The sequence below is a fragment of the Vibrio sp. 10N.222.49.C9 genome, assembly GCF_041474985.1.
Taxonomy (GTDB): Bacteria; Pseudomonadota; Gammaproteobacteria; order Enterobacterales; family Vibrionaceae; genus Vibrio; species Vibrio crassostreae_C.
Window position 1 is genome coordinate 1 of sequence record NZ_JBFRVD010001045.1, and the last position, 269, is coordinate 269.

1 protein-coding gene is annotated in these 269 nt (G+C 51.3%); it reads left to right on the forward strand.

Annotated elements, in window-relative coordinates; all coding sequences use genetic code 11:
- A partial coding sequence (locus tag AB4585_RS26825; protein WP_372171780.1) for a tripartite tricarboxylate transporter permease occupies positions 1 to 269 on the forward strand: 269 nt, incomplete at both ends.

The window sequence follows — 269 nt, forward strand, 5'->3', positions numbered from 1 at the left end:
GTGTCTACATCGGTGGTATCTATGGTGGTTCCATTGCCGCTATCTTGCTGAAAACACCAGGCACTCCGGCCTCAGCCGCAACGGTGCTTGATGGGCATACTCTGGCTGCCAAAGGCCAAGCGGCGAGAGCGCTGAGTATCTCGGCAATCGCTTCGTTTGTGGGCGGGTTGATCAGTACAATCGTTTTCATCGCTATTGCTCCACTGCTAGCAAACTTCGCATTGCGATTTAATGCACCAGAATACTTTGCATTGGCTCTATTTGGTCTA